The organism is Lentibacillus halophilus, from assembly GCF_055395055.1.
The window spans coordinates 658,973-675,702 of sequence record NZ_AP043750.1 but is presented as its reverse complement, the minus strand read 5'-3'; the positions used below and the strand labels follow the sequence as shown (position 1 = coordinate 675,702).

18 protein-coding genes and 1 pseudogene are annotated in these 16,730 nt (G+C 48.1%); 16 read left to right on the top strand and 3 right to left on the bottom strand.

Translation table 11 applies throughout. The features are described 5' to 3' along the window. Positions 1 to 314: 314 nt before the first annotated feature. From ACZ5Q7_RS03065 to ACZ5Q7_RS03020, 10 genes and pseudogenes are all read left to right on the top strand, one after another. Entirely contained in the window at positions 315 to 806 is a 492-nt protein-coding gene (locus ACZ5Q7_RS03065) for a DNA-directed RNA polymerase subunit beta (protein ID WP_343751742.1), read from the top strand. Between the two features lie 449 nt (positions 807 to 1,255). Beyond that, positions 1,256 to 1,675, top strand: a complete 420-nt coding sequence (gene fabZ, locus ACZ5Q7_RS03060) for a 3-hydroxyacyl-ACP dehydratase FabZ (RefSeq protein WP_343751743.1) — start codon at positions 1,256 to 1,258, stop codon at positions 1,673 to 1,675. Positions 1,676 to 1,859: 184 nt separating this feature from the next. After that, on the top strand, positions 1,860 to 2,231 hold the full coding sequence (locus ACZ5Q7_RS03055) for a hypothetical protein (RefSeq protein WP_343751744.1): 372 nt from the start codon (positions 1,860 to 1,862) through the stop codon (positions 2,229 to 2,231). Between the two features lie 221 nt (positions 2,232 to 2,452). Continuing rightward, positions 2,453 to 2,956 carry a competence protein ComK gene (locus ACZ5Q7_RS03050; RefSeq protein WP_343751745.1) on the top strand — a complete coding sequence of 168 codons (504 nt, stop codon included), beginning with the start codon at positions 2,453 to 2,455 and terminating at the stop codon, positions 2,954 to 2,956. A gap of 91 nt (positions 2,957 to 3,047) precedes the next feature. After that, positions 3,048 to 4,154, top strand: coding sequence for an efflux RND transporter periplasmic adaptor subunit (locus ACZ5Q7_RS03045; RefSeq protein WP_343751746.1), 1,107 nt, complete (start codon positions 3,048 to 3,050; stop codon positions 4,152 to 4,154). Next, positions 4,151 to 7,207 carry an efflux RND transporter permease subunit gene (locus tag ACZ5Q7_RS03040; protein ID WP_343751747.1) on the top strand — a complete coding sequence of 1,019 codons (3,057 nt, stop codon included), beginning with the start codon at positions 4,151 to 4,153 and terminating at the stop codon, positions 7,205 to 7,207. The genes ACZ5Q7_RS03045 and ACZ5Q7_RS03040 overlap by 4 nt, the downstream gene beginning before the upstream one ends. Before the next feature lie 564 nt (positions 7,208 to 7,771). Then, a pseudogene (locus ACZ5Q7_RS03035) lies at positions 7,772 to 8,146 on the top strand (nuclease-related domain-containing protein); the annotation flags it as partial. Continuing rightward, positions 8,103 to 8,417, top strand: a complete 315-nt coding sequence (locus ACZ5Q7_RS03030) for a sigma-70 family RNA polymerase sigma factor (protein ID WP_425542355.1) — start codon at positions 8,103 to 8,105, stop codon at positions 8,415 to 8,417. The pseudogene ACZ5Q7_RS03035 and the gene ACZ5Q7_RS03030, both read left to right, overlap by 44 nt. A 322-nt stretch (positions 8,418 to 8,739) precedes the next feature. Further along, the gene (locus ACZ5Q7_RS03025) at positions 8,740 to 9,090 is read left to right on the top strand and encodes a type II toxin-antitoxin system RelE/ParE family toxin (protein WP_343751749.1); all 351 of its coding nucleotides are present in this window, start codon (positions 8,740 to 8,742) and stop codon (positions 9,088 to 9,090) included. Positions 9,091 to 9,092: 2 nt separating this feature from the next. Then, on the top strand, positions 9,093 to 9,398 hold the full coding sequence (locus ACZ5Q7_RS03020) for a helix-turn-helix domain-containing protein (protein WP_343751750.1): 306 nt from the start codon (positions 9,093 to 9,095) through the stop codon (positions 9,396 to 9,398). A gap of 148 nt (positions 9,399 to 9,546) precedes the next feature. On the opposite strand, the gene ACZ5Q7_RS03015 is transcribed toward ACZ5Q7_RS03020, so the two are convergent. After that, a complete protein-coding gene (locus ACZ5Q7_RS03015) occupies positions 9,547 to 10,017 on the bottom strand; it encodes a hypothetical protein (protein WP_343751751.1) in 471 nt (156 codons plus the stop codon). Between the two features lie 131 nt (positions 10,018 to 10,148). Then, a complete protein-coding gene (locus ACZ5Q7_RS03010) occupies positions 10,149 to 10,577 on the bottom strand; it encodes a hypothetical protein (protein ID WP_343751752.1) in 429 nt (142 codons plus the stop codon). A gap of 689 nt (positions 10,578 to 11,266) precedes the next feature. Here ACZ5Q7_RS03010 and ACZ5Q7_RS03005 point away from each other — a divergent pair. After that, positions 11,267 to 11,557, top strand: coding sequence for a hypothetical protein (locus ACZ5Q7_RS03005; protein WP_343751753.1), 291 nt, complete (start codon positions 11,267 to 11,269; stop codon positions 11,555 to 11,557). Positions 11,558 to 12,095: 538 nt separating this feature from the next. On the opposite strand, the gene ACZ5Q7_RS03000 is transcribed toward ACZ5Q7_RS03005, so the two are convergent. Next, on the bottom strand, positions 12,096 to 12,518 hold the full coding sequence (locus ACZ5Q7_RS03000; protein WP_343751754.1) for a DUF2935 domain-containing protein: 423 nt from the start codon (positions 12,516 to 12,518) through the stop codon (positions 12,096 to 12,098). A gap of 289 nt (positions 12,519 to 12,807) precedes the next feature. Between ACZ5Q7_RS03000 and ACZ5Q7_RS02995 the strand changes: the two genes are divergently transcribed. The 5 genes from ACZ5Q7_RS02995 to ACZ5Q7_RS02975 all read left to right on the top strand — a co-directional run bounded on the left by ACZ5Q7_RS02995 (position 12,808) and on the right by ACZ5Q7_RS02975 (position 16,718). Further along, positions 12,808 to 13,875 carry a glycosyltransferase family 4 protein gene (locus ACZ5Q7_RS02995; protein ID WP_343751755.1) on the top strand — a complete coding sequence of 356 codons (1,068 nt, stop codon included), beginning with the start codon at positions 12,808 to 12,810 and terminating at the stop codon, positions 13,873 to 13,875. Positions 13,876 to 13,937: 62 nt separating this feature from the next. Further along, positions 13,938 to 14,825 carry a UTP--glucose-1-phosphate uridylyltransferase GalU gene (galU, locus tag ACZ5Q7_RS02990; RefSeq protein WP_343751756.1) on the top strand — a complete coding sequence of 296 codons (888 nt, stop codon included), beginning with the start codon at positions 13,938 to 13,940 and terminating at the stop codon, positions 14,823 to 14,825. 259 nt (positions 14,826 to 15,084) lie between these two features. Then, complete coding sequence (locus ACZ5Q7_RS02985) at positions 15,085 to 15,435, top strand: hypothetical protein (RefSeq protein WP_343751757.1); 351 nt, start codon at positions 15,085 to 15,087, stop codon at positions 15,433 to 15,435. A gap of 131 nt (positions 15,436 to 15,566) precedes the next feature. Next, the gene (locus ACZ5Q7_RS02980) at positions 15,567 to 16,013 is read left to right on the top strand and encodes a hypothetical protein (protein ID WP_343751758.1); all 447 of its coding nucleotides are present in this window, start codon (positions 15,567 to 15,569) and stop codon (positions 16,011 to 16,013) included. 228 nt (positions 16,014 to 16,241) lie between these two features. Beyond that, positions 16,242 to 16,718, top strand: a complete 477-nt coding sequence (locus ACZ5Q7_RS02975) for a hypothetical protein (RefSeq protein WP_343751759.1) — start codon at positions 16,242 to 16,244, stop codon at positions 16,716 to 16,718. Positions 16,719 to 16,730: the final 12 nt, after the last annotated feature.

The window sequence follows — 16,730 nt, the reverse complement described above, 5'->3', positions numbered from 1 at the left end:
GTCGTCCCTGATGGTTGCGAACCAGCGCGTCCTGAAAGCTTATGATAGACGCATGGGCAAAGCCATCAGCGGCTTGCGGGCCGGTGATGCAGACAATGGACAATGTCACAAACCATGATTCCAGACAGTTGTTATGACGACCCGGTGGTAACATAAACCGGGATGGCACCGGGTATACTAGGTCAACAATCCAACGACCGGGCACGCGGTGTTTTCCTGATAACTCGACGATCCCGGTCTCCCGTATGGATGAAGACGTTTATGAAGGCATGACCGACCGTGTCTTGCAACAACGGAGTAAGGAGAAACAAGCCATGCCAATAGATCAGAAGGACCAAACAGAGCAAAACGACAGGATGACAAGGGACGAACAGGTCGCTGTTCAAGATCAAACCCAACAGCAGACCACCGGCGAAACAGCAACGGATGACGCGGGAACTGTTGCACAGCAGCAATCGGTTCACGACCAAGAGGAAATGACTGGGGTCCAGACAGACGATTCAGCTCCGGATGAAACAGAGTCGGAACCGAATCGGAGACAACGCAGGACCGGGGTTGAAACGGATGACGTGACGCGTAAAGAGCATAAGAAAAAACGAAAGCAAGAAAAACGCCGTCATCAAAAACCACACCGCCGCATGTTTCCCATTTGGCTTCGCATGATTGTCGTACTGGCGCTATCGGTCGTCGCACTCGCTGTCGGATTGATGGTTGGCTATGGCGTGGTCGGCGACGGCAACCCGATCGACGCTCTTCAATGGAAAACATGGCAACACATGATTGACATCGTGACCAAACCTCGATAAGCATCTCCGCAACATGCGGGCATGCTTTTTTTATGGCTGTGCGGTTGTGAAACCGGAATGTGATGCGGTCGATACATTCAAGATTTGGTTGATATCTCCGGAATGCGGTTGATAAAATTCAAATCCGGTCGATATCCTCCTCATCCTGGTTGATAAATTTCAAATCCGGTCGATATCCCCCTCATACCGGTCGATAAAATCCCAATCCGGTCGATACCTTCCTCATCCCGGTTGATAAATTTCAAATCCGGTTGATAACCCCCTCATCCTGGTTGATAAGTCCACAATTCCGGTCGATATCCTCTCCATCCCGGTTGATAAGTCCACCAATCCGGTCGATACCGCCTGCCACACGGTCAATTATTCCACCTCGTCCGGTAGCTGGTCCGCATTTGGCTGTATTTTTTGCTATAATGGATGTACCCTACATAGGATAAGGAGAGATTCGGATGGATATTCAACAAATCAAAGACACCATTCCGCACCGGTACCCTTTTTTGCTTGTTGATAAGGTGACGGACATAACGGAAGGTGAACGGGTCACGGCGGTCAAAAATGTCACAGCCAATGAGCCTTTCTTTCAGGGGCATTTTCCGGATTATCCGGTGATGCCGGGGGTTCTCATTGTCGAAGCATTGGCTCAGACCGGGGCGATTGGCGTGCTCGGAATTGAGGAAAATAAAGGAAAAATTGGCTTTCTTGCCGGGCTTGATAAGTGCCGCTTCAAACGCCAGGTTCAACCGGGCGATCAACTGCATCTGGACGTGGAGATTGTGCGAATAAAAGGCTCCGTCGGCAAGGGAAAAGGAGTGGCGACAGTTGATGGCGAGGTTGCTTGTGAAGCGGAAATCACGTTTGCCATTCAATAAACAGCTGCCTTAAAACGGTCCGTGTCCGAGCATGGCACGTGATAAGAATTATGGCAGTCGATTCGCACGACCGCTGTATGCTATGGCCATTTTCTTCCTACAATTTTTTAAAAAATATGCATGGTGGTTCCCAAATTGGTAACGCTATAAACGATACCGAAAAACGTCAAAGGAGGGAACCATCATGCAAAAATGGCTTTTCAAATTGGGCACACCCATTTTAGCGTTGTCATTACTGGCAGCATGCGGAACGGATAACGACGATGATCCGGCTAATAATAATAATAACGGTGGCGATGAGGCCCCGTTAAATCAGGAGGAAGAAAATCCGGATATGAATGGGGATAATCAAGACGATCCGCAGCTGGACAATGACAATCCCAATAATAACAACGAAGAAAACCCCAATATGAATGAAGGTAATCAGGGCGATTCGCAACCGAATAATGACAGCCCTGATGGTACAACTGGGGATGGCGACAATACAGACCAAGACAATAACAATGAAGACAACATGACCGATGACGACGATAACATGAATAGAGATGGCCAGTGATTATTCGGAATAAACAGTGGCAGAGAAAGTCAAAAATCCCCTCGTGGTCAGGGGATTTTTTTATGTTTTTTAACCACGGGAACCATGCCATACATATGGCAACACCCGTCTCCTAACTCATAATTTTTGATATCAACGGATAAACCTTACTGATACGAATGGCTTATCGGTGAAAAACATAGTACAATAAGCTTATTGTCGACGTATCGGGGGGATTGTGTATGGGAGGAAGGTATGCGTCACCGATTTATTTGATTTCACAACAAACGAAAGCGATTGTCACAAAGGATTCCGCGTATTATCGCTCACTTATTTTGGAAACGTCAAAAGAAAAGCATTCGGCGTACCGGCCTGAACAGATTATTGATCATGCATGCGTGCTTAACGGCTCGACGTTGGAAGGGAGACGGAAATCGGTGCGCAAACTGTTGAATGTAAGCAGCAAGGTTCCGGTTCCTGTTATTCCGGACCAAGGCGTGTATATGCTGCCCACAGCTTCGTCTAAAAAGAAAGATAATGTCTGGCTTTCCTTTTACCAGATTGATTCGTTTGAACAGCGTGACGACAGGACGTATGTAATGTTTCATGACGGCTCTGGCTTGTTCGTTAACACGTCGGTAAAGGCATTTGATTTGCAGTTTAAACGAACCAGTCAAATTATTGCTAAGATGAATCGCTCGATTTTTTTCGGGAAAAATGCCATTCCGTGGAACCCGCCGTATTGACGTTGAGCAATGGGGAGGGGGTCGCTCACTCTCCCTTCGTGCGGCCGATTAACGTGGTGTCCGGCACCAAAAGAGTCGTTGCTGCCCACAAATGAAAACGTTTTCACAAACCCGACAATTCAAAGAGATGCCCCCTTGTCTCCGTCAATCGATGGCCGTTGCTGTTGTCGAGAGATGTGATGGCACACCGGACGACATCACCAAGGATGATCGCAACCGGTCGGGCTTTGTTCGTTCAATTCGGCATATTTTTCCGGACCGGTGGGACAACTATGAAACGAAGACATCAATGGACCGGATTAATGAAATGAGGAATCGAGTCATGCGACATTTGTTTGTAATCGCGGCAATGGTGGCCATCGTCAGTGTGTTTGCCGCATGCAATCAAAACGAAAATGAATCCGATGATACGGAGGACCACGTTGTATCTGTCGAGACATCGGAGGCGACAATCGGGGACTTGGTAGTGGAAAAAACGTTGTACGGCCAGGTGCAGCCAGCCGCGACGACACCGGTAATGGTGCCAAACTCCGGGGAAATAACCGAGCTGAACGTGGCTAATGGCGATACCGTTGAAGAAAACGCCTCTCTGCTGACGATAAAAACAGCAGCTGGCAGCCGGAATATCCGTGCATCGACAGCGGGAAACATCGCTCAATTGGATGCCGAAGAAGGGGATCGGGTTTCTGGATCTGATCCGGTCATGGTTATCTCGAATGTTGACCCCATGATCATAACGGCATCCGTTACGACGGACATACGCCAATTGCTGGAAAAAGGCACGACATATACGGTCACGATTGGTGAACAGGATTATGACGCCGAACTGACCGAACGCAGCGCCATGCCGGGAGACAAGGGCCTATATCCCATTAAAGCAACCATCAACCCGAACCCGGATGATGCGGAAACGGTGCTGACCGGCATGACAGCGACGATGCACATACCGGAAAAACGCGTCAGTGACGCCATCATTGTGCCGACGGAATCGGTCGTGACCGGACGCGGTGACCCGTTTGTTTATGTCGTTGAGAACAGCAAAGCGGTCAAAACGGACGTCGTCATTCGCGAGACAAAGTCCAAGAAGACAGCGGTGAAAGGGGTCATCCAGGACGGGGACCACGTTGTTGTCAACGGACTTTTAACACTGTCGGACGGCGCAAGTGTCAACGTCGTGAAAGAGAGGGATGACTCGTGAAACTTGTAACATCATCCGTCAAGCGCCCGGTCGGTGTCATCATGATTGTGCTTGCGATTATCGCCCTGGGTGTTGTCTCTCTGCGCAATTTGAACGTTAATTTGATGCCGGAAATTGATTTGCCGGTTGCCGTTGTTGCGACGTCTTATGGCGATGCTGCACCGGAAGAAGTGGAAAAACTCATTAGCGAGCCAATCGAGTCCTCAGTCAGTTCGGTGGAGGGCATCGAAACGGTTCAATCCCAGTCTCAGGCAGGGTCATCTCTTGTTGTTTTGATGTTTAATAGCGGAACCAACCTCGATCAAGCGTTGCTGAACGTCCGGGAAAGTGTTGATCAAGTGAGAGGCGTTTTGCCGGAGAACGCCGGTGACCCGAGTATATTACGGTTTAATCCGCAACAAATGCCGATTATGTGGGTGGGGTTGACCGGGGATGAACCGGCCAAACTGACACAGGTTGCTAATGATGAGATTGTGCCGTATTTTGAACGGCAGAGCGGTGTCGCGTCGGTCACTGTGGAAGGTGCGAAAAAACGGGAAATTCAGTTGATCCTTGATCAGGCTAAGTTGAATCAATACGGTGTCACATCCCGCTCCATCATCGAGGCGCTCAATAATGCCAACCAATCAGCCTCGGTTGGAACGATAGAAAAAGGCAATAAAGACTTACAGCTCCGAGTGACCGGGGAATTGGCATCGGTCGATGATATTAAAGAAACCATTGTGCAAACCGAGCGGCAGGCGACCGTTCACGTGAGCGACCTGGCGGATGTGCGCGATACGTACAAAGAATCAGACAGCAAAACGATCGTCAATGGCGAATCAGCGGTCGTTCTCTCTATCATGAAAAAAACCGACGCCAACACGGTCAACGTCGCCAATAACGTGAACGCGAGCATGACCGATATGAAAAACGATTTGCCAGCAGAGCTTCAGACCGATGTCATTATTGATACGTCGGAATACATTAAAATGTCGATCCAATCCGTCGTGCAAAACATTATCATCGGCGGCATCATTTCCTTTTTCATATTGCTTTTGTTTTTGAAAAGCATCCGGGCGACAATCGTTATTGGTTTGTCGATTCCCATCGCGATTATCTCGACGTTCACCTTGATGTATTTTACCGGAGAAACGTTGAACGTGTTGACTCTCGGCGGACTGGCGCTCGGCCTCGGGATGATGGTCGATAGTTCAATTGTGATACTTGAACACATTTACTCGTACCGACAGCACGGTTATGCAATGGTTGACGCCGCCATTAAAGGGGCGTCCGAACTCGCATCTGCTGTCATCGCATCCACGACAACAACATTGGTCGTCTTTTTGCCCATGGTGTTTGTCGAAGGAATTGCCTCGGACATGTTCACACCGCTGGCTTTGGCCGTGTCGTTCTCGCTGATTGCATCGCTGGTTGCAGCGGTGACCCTCGTGCCGATGCTGTCGTCGAAATTGCTTGCCAAGGCGACCGGTGACAGCGGACGCCGCTACTGGTTCAATCGCTTTCTGGACAAAGTGAACAATGTCTACCGCAGTATGCTTCGCTGGGTGCTCGGTCACCGGAAAACAACCGTATTCGGAACCGTCGTGATCATTGCCGGCAGTCTGGCGCTCATTCCACAGATCGGGACATCATTTATGCCATCGACGGATCAGGGTAAAGTGCAAGTGAACGTGCAAACCGGGCCGGGCAGTTCGTTTGCGCATACGACCGACATTACGGAAACCGTTAGTGACAAATTGGACACGTACGATGCTGTCGTGGAAACAAATTACTTAAATGCTGGTGGAGGCGGCGGTGCCATGGGAATGGGCGGATCATCCGGGGGTTCGGCAACGTATCGAATTCAACTCGTTCCGGCAGCAGAACGGGACGCGTCCACCAGTGCGATCGTTCAGGATATGAGCGATGATTTGGAAACAGTGCCTGGAGCAGAAATCTCGGTCTCGGCGTCAAATAGTGCTGCCGGGATGGGCGACCCGATTCAACTCAGCTTGAACGGTCCGGAACATCAAGTGCTCCGCGACCTCGCCGATGACGTTGTAAACACCATCTCTCGTATTGACGGGGTGCGCAATGCCGAATCATCTGCAGGAACCGGTGTCCCGCAAATGCAGATCGAAGTTGATAATGGAAAAGCAGCTCAATACGGCCTGACGAAACAGCAAATTATCAGCCAAATCCGGTTGCAATTCACCGGCCGGGTTGCCTCGACGTACCGGGAAGACGGCGATGAAATGAATGTCACGCTGATGTTTCCGAAAGAGGAACGCAGCACCATCAGCGATTTGGAGGATATGAGCATCCATTCGCCGAGCGGTGCAACCATACCTCTCGTCTCGCTGGCTGATTTAAACGAAGCACAAGGCCCTGTCACCTTGCAGCGTGAAAATCAGGAACCGCAAGTCAACATTACCAGTGAGCTTGCCGGCCGCAACCTCGGCCGAGTGAGCAGCGATGTGGAGCAAGCGCTGGATGACATGGCCATGCCAGACGGATACACTTACGACATGGGCGGCCAAGTGGAAGATATGGCCGAATCGTTCGGTCAGCTGGCCGTCGCGCTCGTCTTCTCGATCTTTCTCGTCTATGCTGTCATGGCGGTGCAGTTTGAAAATGCCTTGTTCCCGTTCGTTATTATGTTTTCATTGCCGGCAACCGTCATCGGCGTGCTCGGCGGCCTGTATGTCACCGGCTTACCGCTCAGCATCCCGGCATTCATCGGGGTCATCATGCTCGCCGGAATCGTCGTCAACAACTCGATCGTACTCGTCGACTACATTAATATCGTCCGGCGTAAAGGGAGCGACCGTCACGAGGCCATTCTGGAGGCCGGCCCAAGCCGACTGCGCCCCATCCTGATGACCACCTTGACGACCATTCTCGCCATGGTACCGCTCGGACTCGCCCTCGGCCAAGGTTCCGCCATGCAGCAGCCACTGGCCATTACGATCATATTCGGCCTGAGTGTATCGAGCATATTCACGCTATTGCTCATTCCGGTCGTCTATACCTTATTTGACGACCTGACCGCCAAATTCACACGACGCTAACGAACGAAAGGAAGCTTCCTGCCGCGGCAGGAAGCTTTTTTGTTGGAGGATCGCGTAGTTGTGGGGGGTCGCGCGATTTGGGGGAGGGTCGCGCAGTCACGTGGTGAGGTCGCGCAACTCGCGCGATAACCACACAACGCGCGCAACTCCATTGGGAACTCGCGCAGTTATGCAGCAGGGTCGGGCGGTTATGGGGTGAGGTCGCGCAAATCAGAGTGAGAGTCGCGCGGTTATGGGGTGAGGTCACGCAAATCAGAGTGAGAGTCGCGCGGTCATGGGGTGAAGTTGTGCAACTTAGAGCCTAACTCGCGCGATAACCACACAACACGCGCAACTCCGTCGGGAACTCGCGCAATAATGCGTCAGGGTCGCGCAGTTCAGAGCGAGGGTCGCGCAATCCCGGTCAAAACTCGCGCCATCTTCCAGCGCAACGCATCCTCAATACAAAAAATATAATGAAAAATGTCGGCCCCTGCCGACATTTCCCTTTTAAACCCATTACTTTTCACAAATAATGTGCTATATTAAGTATATTCCTCTAAAAATAAAATAAAGGAGATTTTTATGAGAATAAAAAATCGTTCCAAACCCCTTCCGCTCCAAAAGCTTGATGCGCTCATCCCTCGAATGCCTGCATCATTTCCGCGTCTTCCGGAAATGAAAGACGATGCCCGAAAACAGGGCGCCGGCTATGCAGGTGAATTAAAAGTCGATTACTATCTCGACATGCTCGCCAGCCGGTATACCATTTTGGACGATGTTTCCTTGCGCACCAACGGCAAAAATAGTCAAATCGACTCACTCGTCATTGCTGATTACAGTATGTTTATCGTTGATGCCAAACATTACAGAGACCAATTGACATTTGATACCGCTCTTCATCAGCTCACGCGCAGTGACGGAGAGGTCGAATCCGGTTTTGAGTACCCCATTACCCAAGTCGAAAATCAAAAATTTCACCTTCAAAATTGGCTTCAGCACCACCATCTCGCTTCCATTCCGTCCCTGCCAATTATATCAAGCTATCCAAACCCTGACGCCCAAACAGAAAGGCATTTTAACGCACAAATACGTGCATGGCGTACAAAACAACGAAATAGCTGCTTTATTCAACGATTCACCGCAAAACGTATTCAAGCTGCATCGAAAAGCACTGAAAAGACTGAAAAACCATCTGAAAAAGGAGCAAGATAGCCATGACAACAGTTGACGTGGAACAAGCGATTTTGGGAATTTACCGAGCGATTTGATTAATAACGAGTTCTCATTTTTATGCTGAACAGGGAATGATCAACTTATGTATTAGGGAAGAGAGTCATTTGAGTAACGTCCCAGGCTGGCCGTTTTCTGCGCAGTCTCAGTGTATTTTGACATTAAGTAGCATTAATGCTATTATGGTTATATAAACTGTTTTATAAAGGCTGAATGTAATGGTTTTTGAATTGGTGCTTCATGATAAAATTAAACGCTTTGAGGAAATGCTATTAGATAAGGCTGGCTAGGAGAAACGAACGAAAGGGAAAGGTGATCGGTTGAACGTTGCCGAACGTTATTTAGCCCAAAAAGAACGTTTGAAATTGTACCCTTGGCCTGAAGAATTTAATGACCAAACACCAGAAGAAGAATTCCCGCCTGTTATGAAGCATATTGTGCGAAACACAACAATCACCAATTTGTATCGTTGGGGCGTCTCCGGCCGATCATCGGGTAATCATCGGATTTTATATGCTATTCATAATTATCATAAGGTCATTTTAGTCCATTATTTTGATAAGCAATATAATGGGGATATTCAAAGGCAGGATATTCAACCGGCCGAAGAACGCTATTTAGAATATTGTGTCCATAGCCCTTCCCTTTATCCTATCCAAAAAGGAGAGTGATCTTGTTGTCTTTTACAGTGAATGATGATTTTAATAAGAAGTTGGCGGATATCGTTGGTAAAGATCGTGTTGAAGAAATCGAGCAGCGAGGCTATTTAGCAGCGCAAATTGTGAGTCATCGTCATAACAAACAAATGACTCAACACGAACTGGCAGCAGCCATCAATGTTGCTAAGTCTACAATTGGCCGATTAGAGGCTGGGCTAACACAGCCAAATTATCAAACACTTCTATCCCTTTCTCGTGCTTTAGATACGCCTTTAACAATTGATGCAAAATATGATGACCGTCAAATTGCGAAAATATAATCCATTACCTCCTATGTTCATACATTGTCAAAGCCTCCAGGTGCAAGGTTTTTTACCCAATTCGGGTTTTCCTCTTGCATCTTATTTCGACAAAAGAGCACAAAATTCCTGTCAGAACAGTGATTTTTAATTATTCAGCGACCCCTAATTATTTTATTTTCTCATATGATTCAATCATCGTTTTACCATCTTTTTTCGAAAGAACCTGAAATGATTTATTATCCGAAAATGGGAAGAAACTTTGTTTATCAGAATCTATCATAGAATTTTCTTTAATGGCTATATAGTAATTCATCTCTGCTTCAGGTAGCAAAACTTCTACACCACCACCACCAGTACTTATATCCAACCTAGATGTTATTTTTCTTGATATATATTGAGCATTTTCTTCACGCACTTCTCCCACATAAAAAAATTCTCCATTATCTTCGGCTAATAATAAATTATCACCTTTCGTTGTATTCACGAATACTAAGTTTTTTCCTGCTGATTCATTAAAGTTAGTTAGAGCGCTTTCAAATGTAGAAAATTTTTCTTGATCCGATGTACTTTGTTCAATATTATCACATCCATATAGTACAACAGCCACGATGAAAAATAAAAGCATCTTTTTAAACATTTATATCACCTTTCAAAAAATTAGTTTTGATGTGTGCTCATAATAATATGTTATTATTAAAATTTTTTAGACCTTTGTTCTTCTTCATTATAAAACCCCCATACATGGGAAATGGGGATTTATTATAATGTTTACATTATTGTAAATAGTACACGCCATCTGGTTGGCGATTCAGATATACTCCAACCTTGTGTACTTGTTATACCACAAGGCTTTGCTGAGCCAGAACAGTTAACTTCAGCGCTAACTTTCCGGTCATCCCCAGGTTTATAATAATTTGTTGAATTATTATACTCGTCGTAACTATAAACTGTTGCTTGTGGTTTTATATCACTCAGTTGAGTTAATTCATTATTAATATTCGTATTAACCTTGGACTGATTTTCGCTCTGTTCTTCTAAATGTTGTTTTAATTCTTTAAGGGTCAGTTCCCTCGCTTCTCCATTGTCTACTTTTATCGCATTTGAATAAGTTTTATCCGTTCTAATGTTTACAACTTCCCCATCATCAAGCTTGTAATCCCCTTTTTCACCAAAAGCTACTTGAGTACTAAACGTCAAAAGTAGTAGACCCACTAAAAGAGTGGGAAACACTATTTTTTTGATTGTTCAAACACAAAAACTCCCCTTTGGTGACCTCATGCATCTGCTGCCGGGCGTTTTCTGTCCAGAATGCGCCAAACGGGGGATGAAACGAATCTTTGGCAAATGGTTCTGTCAATCGTGCAACCATACCAGCCGTTACGCACATAAAAACGATATAGACGACTTTGTGCTATTGAACGGCTCCATAAGCAACAAAGAATGCAAGTCCTTGAAATAAATAAGCAGACAGAAGTGTACCATCGTTATTTGGCTGGAAAAAACGTAATGGAACGTGTACAATAGAACTACTAAGGAATGCTTGAAAGGATTGGTCGATTAGGGGCATCGAATGCGGCCCCAAGGCGTATGGGCGAATGATTCAAAAATCCGTTTGAAAGGTATCACCATTCGTGCGACTTTTCACAAATGAATCGTCGAACGTATCAACTCCGGCGCGACGACCATACCACCTGCCGTCATAAAGGATACTTTGGAGCATGACAACGTATAAGAATTAAGAGTGGACACGAAACACGAAAACGCTTATTTTTTGTACGGATGGTACGATGCTTCTGTGGGGCAACGCGTCAAAGTCTTTCTTACCTTCGCATGACAATCGTTATTCCGTTTAAAACTAAGCTATGCTCAGGAGAGGATTTTTCATCATGTCATTATCACGAATCATGAAGTTTATCACTGGCGGTGGCGAGGCGTTTCTTGGCATCCCGTTTATCGGTGCTGCGTTCGTTTTTAGCACGTCCTGGGGTATTTTGTTTGTCATGTTCATTGCCCATCTCGTCACATTGGTGATTGCCCGCAGCGCCAAAGGAAGTATGGCGGGAAGCATCCTGGGTATGGTCACGTCGTTTGTAGCCGTGATTCCGTTTATCGGTATCACGATGCATATTATTACAGCTATCGTCCTGCTGATCGATGCGGTTACCCATGAGAAATAATCACCGATGTCGCGCAGCTCCACCCAGAATCGCGCCATTCGGGGGTGAGGTCGCGCAACTCAAAGCGCCACTCGAGCAGTCTTCACCCAATCTTGCGCAATTCCACCCCAAGGTCGCGCAGCTCCATCACAACTCGCGCAATTCCGTCTGGAACTCGCGCAGTCATGGGTCAGGGTCGCGCAATTCGGGGGTGAGGCGCGCAACTCAAAGCGCCACTCGCGCAGTCACCACCCAATCTTGCGCAGCTCCACCCCAAGGTCGCGCAATTCCGTCTGGAACTCGCGCAGTCATGGGTCAGGGTCGCGCCATTCGGGGGTGAGGCGCGCAACTCAAAGCGCAACTCGCGCAGTCTTCACCCAATCTTGCGCAATTCCACCCTAAGGTCGCGCAACTTAGAGCACAACTCGCGCAGCTCCACCTAAGCTCGCGCAGTCCCCACCCAATCTTGTGCAGCTCCACCCCAATCTCGCGCAGCACCTCCCCAAGCGACACCCCCCCACCTCCAATAAAAAAAGAACACCCGCGTGAGGGCATTCTATCATTGCTCATATAAAATGGTTTGAGCGATGCCGATAAAATATTCGGACTCGTCGATAATATGATTAATCACCACTTTGGCGGTGTGGTTGCCTGATACCGCTGAACTTTCCTGCTTGATCTGCCGGCAAAATTGGATGAAAGCCTGACTTTCCTGCAGACAGAAAGACACCAGTTCCAGCACCTGTTGATAGAGCGCGTGCGATACGTGGTAGTTGCTCCGCGCGACCGATTCAATAAATCGTTTAACATGCTGGTGCGTCGTTTCCAAGACGTCTTCCCATTGCTTCAATGTTTTGACAAAATGGTCTTCCAAGTCTACTAACTCCCGTATAACAACCGTATGCTCGGCTTCCTGCTCTTTCCAAAACTCCGCCTCATCCAGCACCCGCAGCGGCATTTGACCACCATAATAAAATTGCATCGCCGTTCAATCCCCTTCCTGAGAAAATCAAAGTCCATACCTCTCATACGTATGCTTGTGCGTTGATGGTCATGCTTTAGGCGAGAAAAACACTTCGCTTGATGAATCCGCGGGGCCACCATTCCGGGTACGGTTCCCTCGTTCACGCACATACAGCCCTTTTCCACCAAGATGCACGATCAAGAACTCACTTCCAGCGGGACCAATAGTTGCTTTTTCCGTCATCCATCGGCTATAATGTAGGTCAACACACCAACGACCAAATGACATTCGTACAAGGAGACACACCATGTTTGCGTATACCGATTTGGCGATAGCGTTTGCGATTGCGCTGCTGTCGGCATTGCTTGTCACCTATCCCGTCAAAACATTCGCCATCCGCATCAAGGCGGTTGACTTGCCGAATCATCGAAAAATCCATACCAACGTGACACCGCGATTGGGCGGCCTGGCTATTTTCATAGGGGTTCTGCTTGGTAGCCTGTATTTACAACCGCGCCACGAACATCTCCCGGAAATTCTGCTCGGCGCGATCGTCATTCTGATCACTGGGGCACTGGATGATCGCCTCGCCATACGCCCGGTGGTGAAGTTGACCGGTCAGTTGATTGCATCGTCGTTCCTTATTTCATCGGGCCTCATCATCGAGCGGATTACGATTCCGGTCTTCGGCATGGTTGATCTCGGTTTCATGAGCGTGCTTATCACCGTCATCTGGGTCGTCGGGATCACCAACGCCATCAATCTTCTGGACGGGCTCGATGGCCTGGCGACAGGTGTTTCGACCATTGCACTCGCCAGCATGTGTGTCATGGCTATCATTGACGGGGAGCTTATTCCGGTGTATTTATGCATCGTCCTGATTGGTGCGAATCTCGGCTTTTTGTATCACAATTTTTATCCGGCAAACATCTACATGGGCGATACCGGATCCAATTTTCTTGGCTACATGATCGCCGTCGTTTCCATTGTCGGACTGTTTAAAAACATCGCCCTGTTCAGCTTCATCATCCCGGTCATCGTCCTGGCGGTGCCCATTTTCGATACGCTGTTCACCATCATCCGCCGCGCTATCAGCAAACAGCCCATCATGATGCCGGACAATAAGCACGTCCATTATCAGCTGCTCGCCGCTGGGTTCAGCCACCGAACAACCGTCCTGATCATCTATGCGTTCAGCATTCTGTTCGGGACACTGGCCGTACTGTTTTCCTATGCCAGCCTGTCCACCGCGCTGATCATCACCTTCGTCATTTTATTTCTGTTGCAAATGTTTGCCGAAATCAGCGGTGCCGTCGCAGGAGGAAAAAAACCCGTCATTCGTACGTTTGGAAAAATGCTCCGAATACGAGGATGAAACGTCATTCCATGCACCAAGGAAACGATTTTCGCTATAATAGACGCAAAAGGAGGAGAATGATGCAGCACATCAGAAAAGCGATTATACCGGCAGCCGGACTCGGTACCCGATTTTTGCCGGCGACCAAGGCCATGCCGAAAGAAATGCTCCCGATCGTGGACAAGCCAACGATTGAATACATCGTCGACGAAGCCGTTCGTTCCGGTATTGAAGACATCATTATTGTGACCGGAAAAGGGAAGCGGGCGATTGAAGACCATTTCGACCACTCATTGGAATTGGAAGACACCTTGATGAAAAAGGAAAAATTTGAGCAACTGGAGCAGATCCGCAAATCAGCCAACGTCGACATCCATTACATCCGGCAAAAAGAGCCAAAAGGACTGGGACATGCCATCTGGTGCGCCCGGAAATTTATAGGCGACGAGCCCTTCGCCGTACTCTTGGGCGATGACATTATCCAAAATGAGACCCCTGGACTGAAGCAAATGATGACCCAATACGATCAAGCCGGGTCCTCTATTATCGGTGTTAAAAATGTTCCCGACGACGAAACACACCGCTATGGCATCATTGATCCAACGAAGGAAATAGGCCAATTGCATCAAGTGAACCGTCTAGTGGAAAAGCCACAACAAGGAACAGCGCCATCCAACATGGCCATTATCGGCCGCTACATCCTGACACCGGACATATTCGATTGTTTAGAGAAGCAAACAATCGGCGCTGACGGCGAAATCCAGTTGACCGACGCCATCCAGGAGATCGCTGAAACCCAACCCGTTTACGCCTATGAAATGGACGGGTACCGCTATGACGTCGGCGAACAGCTCGGCTTTATCCAGACAACGATTGAAATGGCGCTCATGCGCGAGGACCTGCGCGAACCACTGCTCAACTATTTGAACACCCTGCGTTTGGAGCAAGAGGAAAAAGCAAGCAACTGAAGCGGCCGATCGCGCAACTCGTGCGGCAACTCGCGCAATAAAGGACAAGGTCGCGCAGCTCGTGCGGCAACTCGCGCAGTAAAGGGCGAGGTCGCGCAGCTCGTGCGGCAACTCGCGCAGTAAAGGGCGAGGTCGCGCAGCTCGTGCGGCAACTCGCGCAATAAAGGGCGAGGTCGCGCAACTCAGGCCAAAACTCGCGCGACGCCCCATACAACCAGGACCTAACCAATCATATAAGCAGTTTATAGTTTATTCCATCATGGTTGTCGGCGTCATTGTCATTACTTTGTTAGAGGGCGTCCAGCCTGGCTCCGGACTGTCCCATGTCACACCGCTTTTCCTAGCGAACACGACTGCTTTTGCCGCGATTTTGTCGATGGTCGCGATCGCACCGTGGGCGTATGTCGGTTTTGACAATGCTCCACAAGTAGCAGGGGAATTTCATTTTTCTTCCAAATCACTTATTGCTCTCGTCGTCTGGATCGCACTTGGTGTCGCATGTTACCTTGCCAACCGCAAAAAGCTGACCAGCATACCGCCGGAAAACTTCAATTATCGGATTCTCGGAAGCAAACACATCCACCCGAACTATCGACCGAAACAGAAATAGCTGGGTGACAGGCCGGCTCCCAATTTTTTTAAAAAATGAACGGGAACACTTGTTCTTTTTATGCTGTTATGGTATTGTGTAAGCAGACCCCCACCTTGACGCCCTTCATCCCCCATTAAGGATGTGTTAAAATGAAACTAGCGACATGTGTGCGGGAAGAATCAAACACACCCGCCTACATTCATCACGACCACTTATTCAAGGAATTAATTCACACATTTTTCGAGGAGTTTTTGCAAGCATTCTTCCCGAAAGTGCATGAGTATATTGACTTTCACACCATCAAACCACTGTCCGAAGAAGTGTTTTCCGACATGCATGAGGCCGAGGCAAAACGGCTCGATATCGTCATGGAGGTAAACGAAGAGGAGGAGGCAAGCTTGATGAAAGACGTTAAAAACTCACCAGATGTGGAGAAGATCATGGACCTGCCGATTTCGTTTGAGGAAAAGGGGAAAGAAAAAGGGATCAAGGAAGTTGCGCTTGCTATGATAAGCGAGGGATTGTCGACGGCATTTATTGCTAAGATCACGCAACTGGATGAGGACGAAATTGAAAAGTTGCGGCAGGACGATTAATGGTGGTTTTAATGAATTGGACAATGGTCGCTGAATCGACGTGCCATATTCAAAACGTTCCCCAGAAATCGCTATAACGTAACGAACCATGTGGAGACCGTTCTGGGATAAATCAACCGTGACACGTGCGCAAACCAGTCTGTGCGCCCATCAATCATTAGATATGTTTGCCATCCTGCTTTGGCGGAAAAAGACCAATATATCAGTTCACGGGGAGGCGGAATCGGGATGCGCACATATGGCAAACTTACTCTCATCGGAATCATCGGCGCGGCAGTGCTGGCGGTTTTTTTACAAGCCATTCATTCTCTAACAGGCAGCAATGCTTATATTTTATTGTACAACATTGATTATATCCCCTTATTGAAAGCATGGGACCAGCGTCCTGTTGTGGGCGTCATTTTTCATATCATCTTCTGTATAGCAAGTGTTATCCTTCTGTATGCCATGCTGAAAATGGTGCACCTGCAACGGTCGCTTACGGCTTATGTACTCATTTATACAATGGGCAGTGCAATGCTGTATCCGCTGACAGGTCTATCCAATCACCCGCCGGAACTTGGTGATTTGACATCCTGGCTATATTGGACTCTTGGGCATTTCATTTACAGTATAATAGTCGGATTGCTCGTCATCAGGCAGAAGGAACGGGGCGCACAGCAAGATGCACAATCATCCCAGCGAATCATCCGCATGCAACGATAACGATAAAAAGGA

Bases quoted from the DNA above. Each gene is read 5' to 3' on its own strand.
- ACZ5Q7_RS03065 (WP_343751742.1), top strand. From the start codon at position 315: ATGCCAATAGATCAGAAGGACCAAACAGAGCAAAACGACAGGATGACA.
- fabZ (WP_343751743.1), top strand. From the start codon at position 1,256: ATGGATATTCAACAAATCAAAGACACCATTCCGCACCGGTACCCTTTT.
- ACZ5Q7_RS03055 (WP_343751744.1), top strand. From the start codon at position 1,860: ATGCAAAAATGGCTTTTCAAATTGGGCACACCCATTTTAGCGTTGTCA.
- ACZ5Q7_RS03050 (WP_343751745.1), top strand. From the start codon at position 2,453: ATGGGAGGAAGGTATGCGTCACCGATTTATTTGATTTCACAACAAACG.
- ACZ5Q7_RS03045 (WP_343751746.1), top strand. From the start codon at position 3,048: ATGAAAACGTTTTCACAAACCCGACAATTCAAAGAGATGCCCCCTTGT.
- ACZ5Q7_RS03015 (WP_343751751.1), bottom strand. From the start codon at position 10,017: ATGTTTAAAAAGATGCTTTTATTTTTCATCGTGGCTGTTGTACTATAT.
- ACZ5Q7_RS03005 (WP_343751753.1), top strand. From the start codon at position 11,267: ATGTCATTATCACGAATCATGAAGTTTATCACTGGCGGTGGCGAGGCG.
- ACZ5Q7_RS03000 (WP_343751754.1), bottom strand. From the start codon at position 12,518: ATGCAATTTTATTATGGTGGTCAAATGCCGCTGCGGGTGCTGGATGAG.
- ACZ5Q7_RS02995 (WP_343751755.1), top strand. From the start codon at position 12,808: ATGTTTGCGTATACCGATTTGGCGATAGCGTTTGCGATTGCGCTGCTG.
- galU (WP_343751756.1), top strand. From the start codon at position 13,938: ATGCAGCACATCAGAAAAGCGATTATACCGGCAGCCGGACTCGGTACC.
- ACZ5Q7_RS02985 (WP_343751757.1), top strand. From the start codon at position 15,085: ATGGTTGTCGGCGTCATTGTCATTACTTTGTTAGAGGGCGTCCAGCCT.
- ACZ5Q7_RS02980 (WP_343751758.1), top strand. From the start codon at position 15,567: ATGAAACTAGCGACATGTGTGCGGGAAGAATCAAACACACCCGCCTAC.
- ACZ5Q7_RS02975 (WP_343751759.1), top strand. From the start codon at position 16,242: ATGCGCACATATGGCAAACTTACTCTCATCGGAATCATCGGCGCGGCA.